Annotated in this window: 17 protein-coding genes; 7 read left to right on the top strand and 10 right to left on the bottom strand. The window is 63.4% G+C overall.

Features of this window, described 5'->3' with window-relative positions; translation table 11 throughout:
• The first annotated feature begins 16 nt into the window (after nt 1-16).
• From DWF74_RS00650 to copC, 3 genes are all read left to right on the top strand, one after another.
• A complete protein-coding gene (locus DWF74_RS00650) occupies nt 17-1,165 on the top strand; it encodes an ABC transporter ATP-binding protein (protein ID WP_115580037.1) in 1,149 nt (382 codons plus the stop codon).
• A gap of 345 nt (nt 1,166-1,510) precedes the next feature.
• A complete protein-coding gene (locus DWF74_RS00645; RefSeq protein WP_115582396.1) occupies nt 1,511-3,601 on the top strand; it encodes a TonB-dependent receptor in 2,091 nt (696 codons plus the stop codon).
• 78 nt (nt 3,602-3,679) lie between these two features.
• The gene (gene copC, locus DWF74_RS00640) at nt 3,680-4,054 is read left to right on the top strand and encodes a copper homeostasis periplasmic binding protein CopC (RefSeq protein ID WP_115580036.1); all 375 of its coding nucleotides are present in this window, start codon (nt 3,680-3,682) and stop codon (nt 4,052-4,054) included.
• Here the strand turns inward: copC and mbnM are convergent.
• The 8 genes from mbnM to DWF74_RS00600 all read right to left on the bottom strand — a co-directional run bounded on the left by mbnM (nt 4,038) and on the right by DWF74_RS00600 (nt 11,743).
• Nucleotides 4,038-5,402, bottom strand: coding sequence for a hypothetical protein (mbnM, locus tag DWF74_RS00635; RefSeq protein WP_115580035.1), 1,365 nt, complete (start codon nt 5,400-5,402; stop codon nt 4,038-4,040). The two genes, copC and mbnM, sit on opposite strands and share 17 nt — an antisense overlap.
• Entirely contained in the window at nt 5,389-5,967 is a 579-nt protein-coding gene (gene mbnC / locus DWF74_RS00630) for a methanobactin biosynthesis protein MbnC (protein WP_115580034.1), read from the bottom strand. Before mbnC ends, mbnM begins: the two co-directional genes overlap by 14 nt.
• The gene (mbnB, locus tag DWF74_RS00625) at nt 5,964-6,776 is read right to left on the bottom strand and encodes a methanobactin biosynthesis protein MbnB (RefSeq protein ID WP_115580033.1); all 813 of its coding nucleotides are present in this window, start codon (nt 6,774-6,776) and stop codon (nt 5,964-5,966) included. The genes mbnC and mbnB overlap by 4 nt, the downstream gene beginning before the upstream one ends.
• Nucleotides 6,777-6,838: 62 nt before the next feature.
• Nucleotides 6,839-6,934, bottom strand: a complete 96-nt coding sequence (gene mbnA, locus DWF74_RS00620; protein WP_016963189.1) for a methanobactin — start codon at nt 6,932-6,934, stop codon at nt 6,839-6,841.
• A 144-nt stretch (nt 6,935-7,078) separates the two neighbouring features.
• Entirely contained in the window at nt 7,079-8,170 is a 1,092-nt protein-coding gene (locus tag DWF74_RS00615; protein ID WP_240321998.1) for a methanobactin export MATE transporter MbnM, read from the bottom strand.
• Between the two features lie 41 nt (nt 8,171-8,211).
• The gene (locus DWF74_RS00610; protein ID WP_115580031.1) at nt 8,212-9,099 is read right to left on the bottom strand and encodes an MbnP family copper-binding protein; all 888 of its coding nucleotides are present in this window, start codon (nt 9,097-9,099) and stop codon (nt 8,212-8,214) included.
• 16 nt (nt 9,100-9,115) lie between these two features.
• Entirely contained in the window at nt 9,116-11,251 is a 2,136-nt protein-coding gene (locus DWF74_RS00605) for a TonB-dependent hemoglobin/transferrin/lactoferrin family receptor (protein ID WP_115580030.1), read from the bottom strand.
• Between the two features lie 72 nt (nt 11,252-11,323).
• Complete coding sequence (locus DWF74_RS00600) at nt 11,324-11,743, bottom strand: DUF2946 family protein (protein ID WP_115580029.1); 420 nt, start codon at nt 11,741-11,743, stop codon at nt 11,324-11,326.
• A gap of 404 nt (nt 11,744-12,147) precedes the next feature.
• Here DWF74_RS00600 and DWF74_RS00595 point away from each other — a divergent pair, with 404 nt between their 5' ends.
• Together DWF74_RS00595 and DWF74_RS00590 are read left to right on the top strand one after the other, a co-directional pair.
• A complete protein-coding gene (locus tag DWF74_RS00595; protein WP_115580028.1) occupies nt 12,148-12,435 on the top strand; it encodes a c-type cytochrome in 288 nt (95 codons plus the stop codon).
• 173 nt (nt 12,436-12,608) lie between these two features.
• Entirely contained in the window at nt 12,609-13,172 is a 564-nt protein-coding gene (locus DWF74_RS00590) for a fasciclin domain-containing protein (protein WP_102865034.1), read from the top strand.
• A 95-nt stretch (nt 13,173-13,267) separates the two neighbouring features.
• On the opposite strand, the gene DWF74_RS00585 is transcribed toward DWF74_RS00590, so the two are convergent.
• Both DWF74_RS00585 and DWF74_RS00580 read right to left on the bottom strand, forming a co-directional pair.
• Nucleotides 13,268-13,849, bottom strand: a complete 582-nt coding sequence (locus DWF74_RS00585) for a putative natural product biosynthesis protein (RefSeq protein ID WP_115580027.1) — start codon at nt 13,847-13,849, stop codon at nt 13,268-13,270.
• A 159-nt stretch (nt 13,850-14,008) separates the two neighbouring features.
• On the bottom strand, nt 14,009-14,398 hold the full coding sequence (locus tag DWF74_RS00580; RefSeq protein WP_115582395.1) for a DUF2946 domain-containing protein: 390 nt from the start codon (nt 14,396-14,398) through the stop codon (nt 14,009-14,011).
• Between the two features lie 149 nt (nt 14,399-14,547).
• On the opposite strand from DWF74_RS00580, the gene DWF74_RS00575 reads away from it, so the two are divergent.
• Together DWF74_RS00575 and DWF74_RS00570 are read left to right on the top strand one after the other, a co-directional pair.
• The gene (locus DWF74_RS00575) at nt 14,548-16,002 is read left to right on the top strand and encodes a TrkH family potassium uptake protein (protein ID WP_115580026.1); all 1,455 of its coding nucleotides are present in this window, start codon (nt 14,548-14,550) and stop codon (nt 16,000-16,002) included.
• 164 nt (nt 16,003-16,166) lie between these two features.
• Nucleotides 16,167-17,147: a response regulator gene (locus DWF74_RS00570; protein WP_102865050.1), complete on the top strand. Its 981-nt coding sequence runs from the start codon at nt 16,167-16,169 to the stop codon at nt 17,145-17,147.
• The last annotated feature ends 6 nt before the right edge of the window (nt 17,148-17,153 follow it).

Genomic DNA, 17,153 nt, shown 5'->3' with positions numbered 1-17,153 from the left:
TACAAGGAACAGCATCGTGATCAAACTGAAGCTAGACAACGTGAACAAACAATTGGGCGGCGTGCGGATTCTTCGTGATGTCAGCCTGGAGATCGCTGCGGGTGAATTCGTGGTCTTCGTTGGCCCTTCGGGCTGTGGAAAGTCGACCCTGCTGCGACTGGTCGCAGGACTGGATTCGATCTGCGCCGGCGACCTGCTGATCGATGGGCGACGGGTCAACGACCTGGAGCCGCGCGAGCGTGGCGTCGGCATGGTGTTTCAGTCCTATGCGCTATACCCGCACATGAGCGTCTACGACAACATCAGTTTTGGTCTCAAACTGGCCAAGACTGAAAAGAGCAGCTTGCGCGAGCGGGTGCTGAAAACGGCGCACATCCTGCAATTGGACAAGCTGCTGCAACGCAAGCCCAAAGAACTGTCTGGAGGGCAACGTCAGCGTGTGGCCATGGGCAGAGCCATGGCGCGGGAACCGGACATCCTGTTGTTCGATGAGCCGCTTTCCAACCTGGATGCGTCCTTGCGGGTACAGATGCGCAACGAGATCGCCCGCCTGCATGCTCGACTGGGCTCGACCATCATCTACGTCACCCACGATCAGGTGGAAGCCATGACCCTGGCCGACAAAATTGTCGTGCTCAACGGCGGTCGCGTAGAGCAGGTCGGTTCACCGCGCGAACTCTATGAACGTCCGGCCAGTCGCTTCGTCGCCGGCTTTCTCGGCTCGCCCAGAATGAACTTTCTGGCGGCGCACCTGCATACACCTGGTCAAACCAGCCTGGTCGACACCCCCGTTTGGGGCATGAGCGCCCTGCCCTTCGACAGTTCGAACCTGGCGGCAGACACGCCGCTGAGCCTGGGGATTCGCCCGGAGCACATTTCGCTCAAAGCGGCTGAGGGAGCCGCCGGCATCGTCGTGACCGGGGTCGAATACCTGGGCAGCGAAACCTATGTGCACCTCGAAACAGGTCAGGACGAGCCCCTGGTCTGTCGTTGTGAGGTGAGCGCCGGATGGCAGGCGGGTGATCGGGTCGAACTGCAGCTGGAAGTCGACAACCTGCATCTGTTCGACGCCGACGGCACGGCCTTGAAGCGCCACCCACAAGCTGTTGAAAACCTGCCGAATGACGTCTCTCTGCGCTCTGTCCGCACCGGCGTCCTATTTTGAATAGCGTGAACGCCCCGTCGCTCCTCCGTCGAGGTGTTTGACGAAAACGGGGGCTGCAGTACATGACCGCTGCGACGGTTCGCCGCAGTACCGGCTCCTCGTACCAGAGGCCAGAGCGGCCGCCGCCGCAACTGGGGGTTGTAGGAAACGTCTGCGCAAGCAGGAAACAACCTGCGTCAGCCTGTCGCATGTAAGTCCTGCAGCCCCCGGCAAGACTTTCGATCCTGGCCCGCGGACAATAAGCCCCCATCACCGCCCCCATCTCCTTTCCCCAGCCGGCGTAGCGGTTCGGCCGGCGATTTGTGCCCCAGGGAAAACCTGGCTGTCTGGAAGTTGCTTATGCTCATGCCTGTTCGTGTTGCTTTGCCTCGGGCAAAGACTGTGTCCGTCTCCCCTGCCCTCTGGCCGCTGCTGAGCTGCGGTCTGCTGGCCCTGAGCCCGCTGTCTGCCGCCCTGGCTGAAACGCCCAAGGTCGAGAACTCGGCCCTGACCTTGGGCACCGTCACCGTCCAGGGCGGCGATGCCGAAAGCAGCGGCCCCTTGAGTACCCGCAGCGTGCTCAGTTCGGTGGACATCCTGGGCAGCGACATCCTGGAAAAAATGCCGGTCAACTACAGTTGGGAACTGTTCAGCCGCGCGCCGGGGGTGATGCTCACCGAGTTCAACCAGGGCACCACCTCCGGCAAGATCTCCTTTCGCGGGTTCAACGGCGAGGGCGAGGTCAACGCGGTCAAGCTGCTGATCGACGGCATCCCGAGCAACAGCAACGACGGCAACATGCCGTTCATGGACATGATCTTCCCCATGGAGCTGGACAGCATCGAAGTGGTGCGCGGCACCAGCGATGCCCGTTACGGCCTGAACAACATCGCCGGCAACGTCAACATGCTCACTCGCAGCAGCGGCGACTACACCAAGGCCCGCCTGCGCTACGGCAGTTTCAATACCCAGGAAACCCAACTGGCCAAGGGCATCGAGGGCAGCAACTGGACCCAGAACTACTTCTTCGCCTACCAGAAGGCCGATGGCTATCGCGACCATGCCCAAGCGGACAAATTCTCCCTGTCCGGCAAATGGTTCTACACACCGGACGACGGCAGCTACCGCCTCGGCCTGATTGCCCGGCACTACGAAACCGAGGCTCAGGAGCCGGGTTACCTGAGCCAGAGCGATGCTCGCCAGCACCCGACCATGAGCAACAGCTACAACGCCACGGACAAAGGCACGCGGCGCATGAATCAGCTCAGTCTGCATCTGGACACAGACCTGGCCGAGACCCTGGCCTGGTCGGCCAAGACCTACGTCAACACCTTTGATGACCGGCGCTGGACCCAGTACTGGCGCACCAGCTCGCAGCAGGAGCGCGACACCTACGAAACCCAGTACGGCGCCCTCACCTCCCTGACCTGGCGCCCGCAAGTCAGCTGGCTCTACGCTTTTGCGCTGGAAGGCGGCGCGGATGTGCAACAGCAGCAAAACCGCAGCGAGCGTTACCGCACCCAGAACCGCGCACGCCTGGCCCAGACCCGGGATCAGCAGTTCGACTTCGACACCTACGGCGCTTACCTGCAGGCCGAGATCAAGCCGTTCGAGTCGCTGAAGATCGTGCCGGCCTACCGGGTGGACAAGATCCAGGGCGACTTCACCAACCAAATGACCGGCCTGGACTACGACATCAACGACTACGGGCTGATCAAGCAACCCAAACTCAGCGTGGTGTATTCGCCCTGGACCATGGCCAGTCTGTACGCCAACTGGGGCCGCACCTTTCAGGTCGGCACCGGCGCGGCGGCTTACAAGATCCCGCCCCGCGACACCGACCTGGCGCCGTCGATCAACGAAGGCTGGGAAACCGGGGTCAAGTTCACCCCAACCGATTGGGTTGACGGCCGAGTGGCTTACTGGCGGCAGGATGCCAGTGGCGAAGTCAGCCGCCGGCTCAACGACCCCAGTGGCGAGTCGGACAACGTCGGCGAAACCCGGCGCTGGGGTTACGACCTGCAACTCAACCTGCGCCCCGACGAACGCACCGACCTGTGGCTGGCCTATTCCTGGCAGTACTCGAAAATCCTCAAGCCCAGTGCCACCTTGCCCAACAGCCAGGGCCAGGAAATCGATCACATTCCCCATCACCTTTACAACGCGGGGGTCAGCTACCACCTGACCCCTGCCCTGCAACTGACCGCCTGGATGAACGGCCAGACCCACTACTACCTGGAGCGGGAAAACACCCAGGGCACCTATGGCGGTTACGTGCTGATGAACCTCGGCGCCACCTACAAGGTCACTGAGTCAGTGAGTGTCGACCTGCAGTTGAAGAACCTCACCAACCGCTACTACGAATACGTCTGGTACGACCCGGACGGCGCCAAGGCCTCGCTGCACTCGCCGGGCGACGGCCGCGCACTCTATACCGGTATCACCCTGGACTTCTGATGAACCACCCTGCCCGGGCGCAGGTCGCTCGGGTCAAGTCGCGCATTTGTACCCACCCCTTGATGAGAGGCACCGCCCATGACCGCCTACGGTTCGAAAAAAATCCTCACCACCCTGGCCCTGCTGGCCGCCCTGACCAGCGCCGGCTCGGCGCTCGCCCATGCCCATCTGAAGGATGAAACCCCGGCCGCCGACGCCACCGTCATTGCGCCCAAGGAGTTGCGCCTGGTGTTTTCCGAAGGTGTCGAAGCGCAGTTCACCCAGGTCAAAATCAGCACCGCGGGCACGGACGTGGCGATCAAGAGCATTGCCAACGCCGCGGGCGATCATAAAACCCTGATCGTCACCCCACAACAGCCACTGGCGCCCGGCGAGTACAAGGTTGAATGGCATGCGGTGTCGGTTGACACCCACAAGAGTGATGGCGCCTACGGTTTCACCGTCGGTCATTGAACCCTGTCACCGCGCATGGCTTCACAGAGCCCGCCGGGGGCGGGCTCGTTGCACAAATGCATTGAATGCGCCTGGCCAGCCAAAGCAGGGCCAGCGCTTCCGGCACCAGCACATAACCATAGGCAACGACGGGTATGTCCAGGCGCAACCCGAGCACCAGTAGCGGCAGGCCAACCGCCCATCCCAGCAGCGCATCCACCTTGGCAATGGCGACAAACTCACCCAGGCTCTGCAAAGCCGCGCGCAACGCATTGGTGGCCAAACGGACCGGCAGCGACACCCCCAGCATCAGCACAAAGCTGCCCCACCACCTGCCCTGCTGGGCATACACCCATTGCCCCAACCAGGGGCCGAGCAGAATCAGTAGTCCACCCAGCAATGCCATGCCCGGCACCCCCAGGCGCAACAGCTGCTTGAGCAGTCGCGACACCTCGTGCGGGGCCAGGCCGGCAAAGCGCATGGCCAGAAAGCGGATCAGCGCCACCAACGGCGCAAACACCAACAGCGCCAGAAAGCTTGCGGCCGCGAAGGCATCCAGACGCTGGGTATCGACCGGGGCAATCTGCGGCGCCGCGAACAGCACCAGGGTCATCAGACCCAGCAGTTGCATGGACAGTAGTCGCAGCCCTTCCCAGGCACTCTGGCGCAGCACCGCTCTGGCCCAGTCCGCTGCGGGCAGCCAGCGCCCCCGCCCCATCAGCGGCTGCAAGCGCCGTAGCACCCAGGCGCAGGAACCCAGGTGCATCAGCAGCGATGCCATGAAGCAACCGGCGAAGCCAAACCCCAGACACTCGATGAACAACAGGTTGAGCACCACCTTGGCCAGCAGCTCCCAGAGTTTCCAGCGCACCACCAACGGCCCCTGTTGCGAGGCGTGCAGGATGAACGCCGCGCAGCCATTGAGCAGGCGCAACGGCGCCGTCGCCGCGAACCAGGGAATGGCGCTGAGCAGCAGTGCTCGCAGTGCGGCATCGTCAGCGCTGAGGCTGGCCGCCAGCGGCGGATAGGCCAGCAAGCCGACAAAGCTCAGTAGCCCCCCGAGGATTGCCGCCAGCGTCAATGCACCACGTATCACCGGCCCCGCTCGCCCCTCGCGGAGCGCTCGGGCGACCCGGACCGAAACCACCGATCCCAGCGCCATGCTGGCCAGCAGATCGAGCAGCGCCAGACGCGCCAGCATCACGTAGGCCGCCGGCATGCCCGGGGCCTGGTGCGCCAGCATGCCGAGGTCGATCTGGGCCAGCATCTGCGCTACCGCGAAGGCCAGCAGCAGGGCCGCAAAACCGGCCCAGAACGCCCTGCTGCGCACCGTCAGCGCTGGCCTGTCCCACTGTTCAACGCGGGACATCGGTCCAACCGGGAAAGCCATCTTGCAGATGCCAGCTGTGCACCGTGAAATAGCCAAAGGCGGCCTCTGGTGCCGGCAGTGGTTCGGCCAGCTCTATCTGCTCGATGTCCCTGGCGCCTTCCAGGGTCTGGGTTTTCCAGCCACAGACCAGATCCGGCAGGTCCGCGGCGGCGAGGAAGATGCCGTTGGCCTCGCTGCGGTCACCGGTGGCCCAGCGCGCCGCCGAGGCGCCCATCAGCTGGTAGCGCAAGGCCGGAGTCACTTGCCGGGCAAAGGCCGAATGCTGCAACCAGACATCCAGCCACAGGTAATAGGTCCAGTTCAGCGACAGCCGCTGTTGCTCCGCCCAGCTCATGAACGGGCGAAAGATCGCCAGCCCGTCGGGCCCGGACAGCTCCAGCAAGCCCGGGCAGATATCGAACAGGGTGTGCCAGTAGACCCGCAGGCTGCTGTCGATGCGCACGAAGGCTCGGGAGTCACGGGGGTAATCGCCCTGGCGTTGCGGCACGCTCAAGGCATGCAGCAGTTGGCTGTCGGTCCTGGGCAATGGGTGCTCGGTCTTCATGTCCGCGGCTCCACAGGCGACGAGGGAAAAATGCCCCGCAGCCGTTGCAGGTCGCCGATGATTTCGGCCTCGTCGAAACGGCCGTCGCGTTCGTAGGTCAGGGTTGCCTCGGGACCGTCGAACAGCCCGCGATAGCGTTGCAAAAACCCCAGGGTTGCCTCGGAAAGCACCTGGTCGTGGGTGTCGAGAATCAAATGCGGCTGCAGGATCGACAGGTTGTAGCCGGCGGTATGAAAGTGCGATGAGTGTTCAATCACGCCCTCCCAGGCCTCCAGGGGCACGCCGCAGTTGAGGTGGGCACAGACTGCGTTGGAGGCGTCGAACAACACCCCGGCGCCGGTATCGCGATAGAGCCGCTCATGAAAGGCCGGTGCGTCGTGGCCACCGTCCATGATCGACGGGTAGTTCTCCAGCAGCAGCTGACAACCCAATTGCTGCTGCCACCAGTCGACGCGCTCGCGCACCTGCGGGTAATCGCCCACATAGTCGATTTCCGCCAGGTGATACAGCTGACGCCCGTCATGACTGAACCGCGCCACGTGATCGGACACATACAGCGGCCGCAAGCGCTCGATCAGCTCGCGCAAACGCCGGGCCAGGCTTTCAAGGGCCGGCGTGTCGTTTTCAATGAACTTGGAAAACATGATGTGAAAGCCCACCGGCGCGGCAAAGCCAGCCTCCAGTTCGTCGATGGGCACGGCCAGAAAGTTGTCGATCAGCAGCTCGACATAGTCGATGTGACCGGCCTCCAGCAGCTTTCGCACCAGGGGCGCGGTGTCTCCCAGGGTGTAATTGAAGCCAATACGCATGGTCTTGCACCTCCTTGCTCAAGACCCGCCACGCACGCCGGGCGCCCGTGGCGGGAAGGCTTTTAGTTAACGCCTACCGGGGCACAGCACGAGGCGCAGCAGGCCCCGGCGCGACCGGCGATGTGCAGGGTGTGTTTCTTAGCGATCTTGATGCTCATGGGTATTGCTCCTTGCTTGATTGAATGGGCGCAGGCGCCCGGGTTTGGCGAATTCGCCGTTGAGGTAACGCGGTGCAGCGGGTGGTTTTCTTAAGAGCAGCCTCCTTGCTCCCGGCGGGAACACGCGTGGTGATGGGGATCGGATCAAGGCCGGCGCTTCCACGGGTCTTGCCAGCGCGGGTCGTGGAGCAGCGAGTCGTCGGTCAGGGCCTTGAGAAAGGCCAGCAGGTCGCGCTTCTCTTGCGCGGTGAAATCGATGCGCGCAATCAGTCCGCTCTTGTGCGGGTTCAGGCGCCCATCGCCCTGCTGCGGGCCGCGGGCGATCAAGCGGCCGCCCTCGGAGTAGAAGTCGATCACCGCTTCCAGCGTGGCCAGGCTGCCGTCGTGCATATAGGGCCCGGTGACCTCGACGTTGCGCAGGCTCGGGGCACGAAAGGCGCCCATGTCCTCGGGCTTGCCGGTGCTTTCATAGAGCCCGCGATTGGGGAAGGGAAAGCCGCCGGCGCCGTCGATGTTGTACAGCCCGGTGTTGTGAAACGGGGTGTCGACCACCCGGCTGCGGGCATGCACCACCTGATCGTTGAAATTGAAGCTGCCGTGACAGTGATGGCATTCGGCGCGCTCGCCAAAGAACAGCGCCATGCCCCGCTGCTCGCTCTCGCTCAGTTGCTCGCGGCCCTGCAGGTAGCGGTCATAACGGCTGTCCACCGAGACGATGGAACGCTCGAAGGCCGAGATCGCCAGGATCACCGAGGCCATGCTCAACGGCTGCGGCTGATCGGCGAAGGCCTGGCGGAACAGCGGCGGGTACAGCGGATCGGCCGCCAGCCGCGCGAGGATCTGCTGGCGATTGCCGTCATTGACCCCCATCTCGATCGGGTCGTCGCTAAACAGCGGGACTTCCATCTGCCGCTCCAGGCTGACGATGGCCGGCGCCGCCCAGTTATAGGTGGCGTTCCAGGCACTGTTGGCCAGCCCAGGGGCATTGCGGTGAGTCAGTTCCCCGGTGCCGCCCACCGACAGCGCGCGACCGTCGCTAAAGGCCCGCTCCTGCAGGTGGCAAGCGCTGCAGGAGCGGTTGCCCGTGGCCGACAGTCGCCGGTCATAGAACAGCCGCCGACCTAGCTCAACCTTGACCGCCGACATCGGGTTATCCGCTGGCACCCGCGGTTCGGGCACATGGGACGGCAGTTGCCAGTGCCAGTCCTGCGCAGCCACCGGCGAGGCCACAAGCACGCTCAGCAGCAGCCCTGCGAGCCGGTATCCGCCCCTGCCCTTCATGGCTTGGCGCGCGCGACGAACGCCGGCGAATGCCCGGGTTGCACAGGCTGGCCACTGTTCAAATCCAGGCCCAGGCGCGGGAACAGGGTCACGCACTCCGGATCGCTCGGGCCGCTCATGCAGCCCACTGCCGCGCCCCGGTCTTCGCCTAGCGTGCTGTCCTGGAACAACGCCGCCAGGTCCAGAGCCACCTGCTGCCTGGCCGGGTCGAAGTCCGGCAGCGTCAGGGGAATGCGGTTGGCCCGCTGGCACGCCACCGTCTCACCGGTCACCGGGTTGCCGTTGCAGCCAGTGGCGCCCAGGTGCAGGTACCAAGTGTTGGCCCTGGCGCCGTCGACCTTGGTCACGCCGCCGACAGGATCGACCTCGACCTTGATGAACTTGCGCCCGGCCTGCCAGCTCCAGCCCATGGCGGCCAGGTCCAGGGGCGCGCCCTGCAGTTCGGTGCTGGTGTGGTTCAACGCCTGCGGCACGCCCAGGGTCAGGCTCAGCCCCCGGTAGTGCCCCGGCGGTACGTGGCCGGATACCTGGGTGTGGGTGCCTGGCGTGCCACCTGCGCAATGCCCGCTGCCGTCTTCGAAGTCGAGCAAGGCCACCTGGGCGTCCTGCCAGTCATTGATATCCAGGCGTAGGGGCACCCGCTGGCCTGCGGCGTCGATCAGCGCCACGTCCTGTACATAAAAGCGCGCATCGTGCAGCGCCAGCCTCTTGCGGTCGCGGCCCAGTGGGCCAAAGGGTTGGCCGCAGTTCACCGGCTGAGCGCCGGCCACCAGGGCGAAATCCACAATGACCGCCTGCTCGGCAGGGGGCACTGGTTCCTTCGCGGCGCACCCGGCCAGCCCGGCCAGGGCGATCAGGGCAAGGCGTGAAGTCAAATAACCCATCGTGAAGCTCCCGAGGTCAGAAACGCGCGCTCAGCGTGAGGTTCACGCTGCGGCCTTCTTCATAGGTAAAGGTGTTGGCCAACGACTGCTGATAGGTGCTGTAGGCCTTGTCGAACAGGTTGCTGACGCCCAGGTCGGCGCGGTATTGGCGGTACTCGAAAGCACCTCCGATGTCGTGGATCACATAGCCCTTGCGCCGCCGCAGCAGGGTGGCGTCGTAGTCCTGGGCCCAGACGTACTGGCCCTGGTAGTTCAGGGACCAGTGCTCATCCAGGCGGTACTGGCCACCGAGCACGAACTTGTCCGGCGGTGCATACAACTGCGCCCCGGTGTCGGCATTGCGCGAACGCAGCCGCGAATAGCCGGCGCCCACGGACAGGCGCTGCCATTGGTAGCTCAGTTGCGCCTCACCGCCATGGCGCTCGGCCTGAGCCACGTTGACCCGCTGGAAAATCATCCCGGTGCCGGCAAACGGCGCCTGGCGCGCATAGCGGCCGACCACCTGCTGATCGATCAGGTCGTCGACGTCTTCGCGAAAGTAGGTGACCTTGGCCCGCAGGCTGTCGCCCCCGGCCAGCAGATCATCGAACGCCAGCGTGGCGCCGACCTCCCGGGTCTTGCTGGTTTCCGGCTTGAGGCCGGGATTGGGGCGAAAATTGAACAGCGCCCGGCGAGTGTTCAGGTTGCCGAACATCTCGGTCATGGTGGGCGCGCGGAACGCCTCGCCGTAGCTGACGAACACCCCGAGGAATTCCCAGGGCTGATACTTGAGCGCCACCTTGGGCGAAAGCCGGCTGTGGTTGGAGTCGTCCTGGCCGGGGGATGTCAGGCGATAGTCGTCATGGCGCAGGGCGGCAATCAGGGTCCAGTCGTCGAGAAAGGCCATCTCATCCTGAACAAAGCCACCCAGGGCGCGCATCTGGCCATTGGGCAACACGCTGTTGGACTGACCGTCGGAGGCGTTTTCGTTGGTGTCGCGGTAACCGTCCACGCCGTAGGTCACACGATGGTGCGAACCGCTCCCCAGCTCGATGCGGCTGGTGTTCTGCAGGCTGGCGCCCAGGGTCTTGGTCTGGGTCGCCGTGGTGGGTTGACGTGGCACCGAACGGCTGTCGCCGTCGAGGGTGAAACGCGTCTGGTAAACCGCCAGCTTGCCGTCCAGCAAACGCTGCTCGGCATCCTCGAAGGCCCAGCTGGCGTTGTACTGCTCCTGTTCACGCTGGAGTTTCTGCGCGAACGGAAACAGCAGGTTGCCGCCAGGGTTGGTTGGGCCGACCATCACGTCGGCAAAGCGCTGGTAACCGAGCTCGAAATGGTTCAGCTCGTTGGGCGAGAAACGGGTCTTGAGCAGGCCACTCTTGAGCTGGCCGTCATTGGGGTACTGGGCGTCGGCGCCGCTGGCCCCGGTATGAATGGTGCCGTAGTCGCGGTAGGTGGCGCTGGCCAGAACATCCGCCCGATCCCCTCGCGCGGCCAGGGTCAGGTTGCTCGACGACTCGCGGTTGACGCTGCGATAACCGGCCTTGATCCGGCCACCACTGCTTTGGCCCGGTTCAAGAATGTCGTCGGCATTGAGCGTCTCTATGGCCATCACCCCGCCCAGCCCGCCGCTGCCATAAGCAGCGGACATTGGCCCACGGACCACGTCGATCTGCCGGATCAGGTCCGGATCGATCAGCAGCGGTGTGTTGACCCCGCCGTCATTGTTGCGCCGTGCGCCATCCACCGTGAGGATGATCCGCGGTCCCTGCAGGCCACGGATCGCCGGACTTTGCGCGGCGGCCCGGGGGCCACCGCCGTAGTTCACGTTGGGCAGGGTGCGCAGCGCCGTGGCCAGGGTATTGACCTGGGCATCATCGAGTAGCTGGCGATCGACAACCGACACCGACGCCGGTAGCGCAAACCCACTGTTGACGGTGCGGGTTGCGGTGATGGTGGTGGTGTCCAGGGCGAAAGGCGACGTGGCCTCGTCCGGGGCCGAGGCTTGCCCATAAGCGCTGTTGATGGCCAGCGCGCAGGAAATCGTCAGCAGCGACAATGGCCAGCGGCGCCGGCCCGGCACGCCATGGGCAGCGCCAGTGTGATGAAAAGAATGCACGGCAAAAGGTTCGGCAACGCGCAAGGCGGCCGCTACCGGGGTCATAGCAGACATGACAGGACGTCCAAAGGTGATCACGAAAGTGCGCCAGGCCTACAACTTCAGGGCTGGCGTGATGACAGGCGATCAGCCGATGGCCGGCGGCGCCCTGGCCTGGGACGTGTCGTAGCTCTTGCTGACGGGAGGACGGGTATCTGCAGGCGCGCTTGGGACCCCATGGTCGTCGCCATCTGCCGACAGCAAAGGCCAGGCCGGCTGCAGCGCCACACCGCCGACAAAGGGGCATAGGGCACAGCCTTGGGCAGCCCCCTGCCCCTGGTTGTCGTCCTGATCCTGATCCTGGCCGGCGCGGGCCTGGAACTCGGCAAGGGACACGCGCTGCATGCCTTGGGCGGTGCACACCAGCAGCCACTCATCGCTGGCGCTGGAGCCCGCGACGGGCATCGGCATGCTGGCCCAGGTCACCGCCTGCAAGACCATGGCCAACAGGCAGACCAGCAGGTCGAGCGTGGGCCTAGCGTGTCGCCGGTGCCGGTTGAAGATCATGCAAGTGTCCCTGCCGTTTGGGTGTATCAGCGATGCCCGGTGAAGGGGCATGTTCCGTGCTTGAGTGCCTGATCGTTGGCGTCGATGCCTGCCAGGCCCGACCCGTGAAATCTGCAAAAAAGTGCCGTGCTCCTCGCGAAACACCGGCACTCAGTGACGTGATGTAACCCTGCCTAGAGAAAGCATCCCGTCGGCCGGCAATGTAGCACGCAGGCTTTGCCGGCCTGACGTGCGACAACCTGCCACAGGCCGACTGCCCTCTTCAGGCGGATCGCTCAACTGAGCGCTGGCTGCCAGCACCTGCGGCAGGCTGTCGCAGTGGGTGCGTAAGAATCCCCTCCCTACACTGCCTCCATCGCGCACCTGCACGACAACCTGATGATAAGAACACGATGAGGACCGTCATGAAGACCCTATTGGCCGCCGCCTGTTTACTCGCATTCACCAGTGCTCACGCCGCCCAGGACCCACAGGCAGTGTTCAACCGCGCCTGCACCGCCTGCCACAGCGGGCAGTTGCCCATGGCGCCGAAAAAAGGCGATCAGCAAGCCTGGAAGCCGCGCCTGGCTCAAGGCACTGAGGTATTGGTCAAGCACGTGACCGAAGGCTTCAATGCCATGCCGCCCCGTGGCTTGTGCATGGATTGCAGCGCCGAGGATTACCAAGCGGTGATCAGCTGGATGTCGAAGTAAGGCGCCGCGCGCCCTGCCCTGTTCTGCGCTTGCTGCGCAGCCCGGGATGGCGCTTCCGAGTCGCTTGACCGAGCGCTGGCCGCAAAAATCGGCCAGCGCTGCATCCGTTTGCCGATGCGCACCGTACATTCAGCACCCTCATCAGGAGGGCCGAATAATCGAGGAGCTGCATCATGCAAACCTTTAGCAAACGCCTGGCCGCTGTCTGCTTCGCCGTATTCTCCGTCGCTGCCCCCCTCAGCGCTTTCGCCGCCGATACGGTGATGGTCGGTGGCGCTGCGATGTACCCCAGCAAAACCATCGTGGAGAACGCGGTCAACTCCAAGGACCACACCACCCTGGTCACGGCGGTCAAGGCCGCGGGGCTGGTGGACACCCTCAACAGCAAAGGCCCGTTCACCGTGTTTGCGCCCACCAACGAGGCGTTCGCCAAGCTGCCGGCCGGCACGGTCGAGACTCTGGTCAAGCCTGAGCACAAGGCCGACCTGACGAAGATCCTGACCTACCATGTGGTGCCCGGAACCCAAACCGCCGGGCAACTGATGGCCGAGGCCAAGCAAAATGGCGGACAGGTCACGCTCAAGACCGTCCAGGGCGAAGCGCTGACCGTCAAACCCTATGAAGGCAAGCTCTGGGTCATCGATGTCAAAGGCGCCAAGGCCGCGATCAGCATCGCCGATGTCATGCAGTCCAATGGGGTGATTCATGTGGTGGACAGCGTGCTGCTGCCGCAGTAATGCAAGGACCCCGGCAGACCTTGCGTCTGCCGGGAGTCAGCGCTTGCGCCAAGGCCGCTCAGCAAGCACCGCAAGGCGTTGGACCGATGCCGGGCTCAGGGAATCGGCAACCAGCGCCGGAAACCCGAGCCTCCCTTGGCGCTTAACGGGCACCAGGCAAAGTCCCAAGGCACCGGCGGATATTCTTCCGGCTCGCCATTGCCCGCCGGCACCGAACGCGATGCCACCTTCCAGTCAAACACCCAGTCCGGTGACTCGCGCCAGGCCAGCACCAGGCCGCGTGCCTGACTGTCGTCGGTGTTGATCCAGCGCGCAGCCGCTGCGCTCATGAACGCCTCTATGTGCTCCTCGTTGATCCGCGCTTGGTAGCGTGAACCCAGCAGCCAGCGGCACACGCTCAGGTAATAGGTCCAGTTCAGCGGCGGATGATTGCGATAGGCCCAGGTCATGAACCCGCGGAAGATATTCAAGCCATCCGGAGGATCAAGCTTGAGCAGCCCCGGACAGACATCGAACAGGGTGTGCCAGTACGGCAACAGGCGCGCATCCAGGTGCACGAAGCTGCGAGCGTTGCTCGGGTAATCGGGAAACGGCAGCAGAAAGTCGCCGTGGTTATTTACCCGTGTGCTTTTACTCACCAGACGGGAGGCGCCAGAAGGGATTGCTAGTGCGCGCATGTCAGCCTCCAGCGGCGCTTGCCCGCTTTGCGGGCTACAGGCAGCAGGCGCTGTTGCCAACCTTGAATGATTCGAGGCATCTCGTGCTCCTTTCCATCTCAGCCATAACCATGCACAGGTCCTCGGCCCATTGACCGGGGGACGTGCGATTAACAAAGGTCATGCGCAAGCGTGGGGAGAAGCCCTGGGGTTGGCCGAAGGCCAGGAATAGCGCGGGGGCGCCTTGCAGCGCGGTTCGAGTGTACGGCGCCGGAGCTGGCCGATACGCAGCAGCCAGCTCAGGCAAAACAGCAGGACCAGACTGAGCGCGGCTCCCGAACAGACCGGGCAGGAAAAACTGCCGGCCCAGGTACTGGCGCTCTGGTCGCTGAAGTCGGATGTCTGCACCGGGGCCTTGCTGCCCAGGGAGGAGCAGAACTGCCCGCCCACGCCGTTGAGGGCAAAGCCCATCATCTGGCCGTGCCCCAAACCGCAGGCGAACACATTGAACAGGACACAAAAATACAGAGTCCAGGCAATGAGCGAACGGTCGGGTCGGGACAATTTCATGGCGGCGACTTTAACATCGAACAACACAACGGATGAAGCAGGGCTTCAATGGCGTAAGCGCCCTCGCGGCAAAAATTTACTGAAACTTTATAGCGCTCCAGGCACAGATATCCGATGCTGCGCGGTTATCACTCAGCAGGCTGGTTTTTATGTCCATCGCGGCAATGCGACTTATCGGTTTTATCTTGGGTATTTTTCTGATCACCCTGGCCATCAGCATGGCTATTCCGATGATCACGTTACTGATCCATGACCGCAACGAGGAGCTGTCCGCGTTCCTCTGGTCCAGCATGATTACCTTTGTCACGGGCCTGTTGCTGGTTATGCAGCGCAGCCGCGAAGGCACTCAACTGCGGCCCCGCGACATGTACCTGCTGACCACAGGCAGTTGGCTGGTTGTGTGTATCTTTGCCGCATTGCCCATGGTGTTCATTCACCACATCAGCTACACCGATGCCTTCTTCGAAACGATGTCTGGTATCACGACCACAGGCTCGACCGTCCTTACCGGGCTGGACTCAGCCTCGCCTGGTCTGCTGATCTGGCGCTCCATGCTGCACTGGCTGGGCGGTATCGGTTTCATCGGCATGGCAGTGGCGGTGCTGCCATTGTTACGGGTCGGGGGCATGCGCTTGTTCCAGACCGAATCCTCGGACTGGTCGGAAAAGGTTGCGCCTCGCTCCCACGTCGCAGCCAAGTCGATCCTGCTGGTCTATCTGGGGCTCACCGGCTTGGCCACCCTGGCGCTGTGGATTGCCGGGATGACGCCTTTCGAAGCGGTCAATCACGCCATGTCACTGATTTCAACTGGAGGTTTTTCGACTTCCGATGCTTCGCTCGGACATTGGACTCAACCGGCCATACACTGGATCGCGGTGGTCATCATGATCCTCGGCAGCCTGCCCTTCACGCTCTATGTGACGACGTTGCGAGGCAATCGGCGTGCACTGTTCAAGGATCATCAGGTCCGTGGCTTCCTGGGTTTCCTCATCGTCATCTCCCTGGCGGTGGGAACCTGGCTGTCCTGGCACAGCGATTACGGATGGTGGGACGCACTGCGGATTGTGGCGATCAATGTGACGTCAGTGGTCACCACCACCGGCATCGCCGTGGGTGACTACACCACGTGGGGTAGTTTTGCAGTGTTGCTGTTCTTTTACCTGACCTTTGTCGGCGGCTGCTCGGGCTCCACGGCTGGCGGTTTGAAGATTTTCCGTTTCCAGGTCGCTGCAAGTCTGCTGATCAGCAGTCTGAAGCAGTTGATTCACCCACGGGCGGTGATTCAGAAAAAGTACAACGGCCATCCCATCGACGAGGATATTGTGCGCTCGCTGCTGACGTTCTCGTTCTTCTTCACCATCACCATTGCACTACTGGCCCTGGGGCTTGCCCTGATTGGCCTGGACTGGACGACGGCATTGAGCGGCGCTGCCACCGCAGTGTGCAACGTCGGCCCCGGGTTGGGCAGCATCATTGGGCCTGCCGGCAACTTCTCATCGCTGCCTGATGCGGCGAAATGGCTGCTGACCATCGGCATGCTTCTGGGGCGCCTGGAAATCCTGACGGTGCTGGTACTGATTACCCCGGTTTTCTGGCGCTATTGAACGCTGCGGTTCCTGGCGTCCTGGCGAAGCTGAATGACAGCAGCGCGGCGTCAATTCAACCCTTATCGCTAACCCCCCGACGCAGCGACTGCGGCAGCTGGACGCTAGGAGCCCATAACGCAAATCAGTTAGACTGCCGGCCTATTTTGTTCAGGCCCCTCGTCATGCCCGCAGAGCATGCTTCCAAGCCCTATACCCTCCTGGCGATCGACGACGATCCGCAGTCGTTGATCGTGCTGTCGAAAACCTTGACCTGCGAGTATGAAGTGCTGCTGGCGAAGAACAGCGAGCGTGGCCTGGCCCTGGCGCGCAGTGCCAGTCCCGACCTGATCATTCTCGACATCCTGATGCCTGAGATGGACGGCTTCCAGGTGCTCAGCGCGCTCAAGAGCGACCCGGCGACTGCAACCATTCCGGTGATTTTCCTCACCTCGCGCAGCAGCGTCGAAGATGAACGCCTGGGGCTGCTGCTGGGCGCCGCCGATTACATCGCCAAGCCGATTTCACCGCCGGTGGTACTGGCCCGGGTGGCCACACAACTGGGCTACCGCAACAAGCCCCTGCATGGCCTGCCAGCGGCGCCCGGACCTTGCGCCGGCAGCGACATGCGCGACGGTTTTGTCAGTGCATTGACCCTGCAACTGGCCGGCAATCCGCTGATCCGTCTCCAAGCCCTGCTCGACAGCCTGTCGATTGTGCTGCGCAGCAGCCTGAGCCGGCGCGACCCCGCGGCCTTTCGCAGCGCCGCCTGCCTGGCGCTGATGGGCCTCAATCAGCCGGGCAGCCGCATCGATCAGGCCCTGGGCCACAGCAGGCTGTTGATCGAAGAGATTCTCGCCCACGCCGAGCCGGAAGATCCGATCCTCAACCTCGCCTGGAAAATGACCCACGCCGACGCCTTGCTCAAGGGCCCTGGGGAGCTGCCCAGCGGCGAGCAGTTGCCACTCTCGGCCCGTCTGTTTGCCCTGGCGCTGAACTACCATCTGAGCCTGCTGCAGAGCGCGCCCGAGGACCTCCACAGTCGGCATGCGCATGCCATGGACCAGCTGTACCGCCAGCCCGGGTTCGAGCAATGCATCGGCGGCGACCCGCAGGCACTGTCGGCGGCCTTGCTCAGTTCGTCACAGACCTTTTTTGGCCGGTGAGCGGAC

The sequence above is a fragment of the Pseudomonas protegens genome, from assembly GCF_003363755.1.
GTDB classification, from domain to species: Bacteria; Pseudomonadota; Gammaproteobacteria; order Pseudomonadales; family Pseudomonadaceae; genus Aquipseudomonas; species Aquipseudomonas danubii.
Note: the sequence above shows the minus strand (reverse complement) of the source record. Positions and strands in the feature narration are given on the sequence as shown.

Excerpts from the sequence above, each read along its gene's own strand:
- DWF74_RS00645 (WP_115582396.1), top strand. The coding sequence starts at position 1,511 with ATGCCTGTTCGTGTTGCTTTGCCTCGGGCAAAGACTGTGTCCGTCTCC.
- copC (WP_115580036.1), top strand. The coding sequence starts at position 3,680 with ATGACCGCCTACGGTTCGAAAAAAATCCTCACCACCCTGGCCCTGCTG.
- mbnM (WP_115580035.1), bottom strand. The coding sequence starts at position 5,402 with ATGTCCCGCGTTGAACAGTGGGACAGGCCAGCGCTGACGGTGCGCAGC.
- mbnC (WP_115580034.1), bottom strand. The coding sequence starts at position 5,967 with ATGAAGACCGAGCACCCATTGCCCAGGACCGACAGCCAACTGCTGCAT.
- mbnB (WP_115580033.1), bottom strand. The coding sequence starts at position 6,776 with ATGCGTATTGGCTTCAATTACACCCTGGGAGACACCGCGCCCCTGGTG.
- mbnA (WP_016963189.1), bottom strand. The coding sequence starts at position 6,934 with ATGAGCATCAAGATCGCTAAGAAACACACCCTGCACATCGCCGGTCGC.
- DWF74_RS00610 (WP_115580031.1), bottom strand. The coding sequence starts at position 9,099 with ATGGGTTATTTGACTTCACGCCTTGCCCTGATCGCCCTGGCCGGGCTG.
- DWF74_RS00605 (WP_115580030.1), bottom strand. The coding sequence starts at position 11,251 with ATGTCTGCTATGACCCCGGTAGCGGCCGCCTTGCGCGTTGCCGAACCT.
- DWF74_RS00600 (WP_115580029.1), bottom strand. The coding sequence starts at position 11,743 with ATGATCTTCAACCGGCACCGGCGACACGCTAGGCCCACGCTCGACCTG.
- DWF74_RS00595 (WP_115580028.1), top strand. The coding sequence starts at position 12,148 with ATGAAGACCCTATTGGCCGCCGCCTGTTTACTCGCATTCACCAGTGCT.
- DWF74_RS00590 (WP_102865034.1), top strand. The coding sequence starts at position 12,609 with ATGCAAACCTTTAGCAAACGCCTGGCCGCTGTCTGCTTCGCCGTATTC.
- DWF74_RS00585 (WP_115580027.1), bottom strand. The coding sequence starts at position 13,849 with ATGCGCGCACTAGCAATCCCTTCTGGCGCCTCCCGTCTGGTGAGTAAA.
- DWF74_RS00580 (WP_115582395.1), bottom strand. The coding sequence starts at position 14,398 with ATGAAATTGTCCCGACCCGACCGTTCGCTCATTGCCTGGACTCTGTAT.
- DWF74_RS00575 (WP_115580026.1), top strand. The coding sequence starts at position 14,548 with ATGTCCATCGCGGCAATGCGACTTATCGGTTTTATCTTGGGTATTTTT.
- DWF74_RS00570 (WP_102865050.1), top strand. The coding sequence starts at position 16,167 with ATGCCCGCAGAGCATGCTTCCAAGCCCTATACCCTCCTGGCGATCGAC.